The 234-nt window shown below is 40.6% G+C and carries 1 protein-coding gene; it reads right to left on the minus strand.

All coding sequences use genetic code 11. The annotated features are described in order from the left end of the window. The coding region (locus AAEZ05_RS30310; protein WP_350650381.1) for a hypothetical protein at positions 1 to 234 on the minus strand (234 nt) is incomplete at both ends.

Consider the following 234-nt stretch of genomic DNA (forward strand, 5'->3'; position numbering starts at 1 on the left):
TGAATAACCTGTTGTTTAGTAGCAGCCTCCATAAAAAAGGTCTGCAAATTTTGCAGTGGCACCCTAGGAAAAGGTAGGTGTAGCGAGAGTATTAACTTTTCAAACCCTACCATCTCATCAGCCAATGCTTGAGCAATATCAGGTTGAATCTGCGGATTGTCATACAGATTATCAATTAACCAAGTGAGTTGCGGAAAATTGGCATTGTCATGAATCTGATATAGTGCTGGCACT

Source organism: Pseudomonas sp. HY13-MNA-CIBAN-0226 (assembly GCF_040310305.1).
Lineage (GTDB): Bacteria > Pseudomonadota > Gammaproteobacteria > Pseudomonadales > Pseudomonadaceae > Aquipseudomonas > Aquipseudomonas gregormendelii.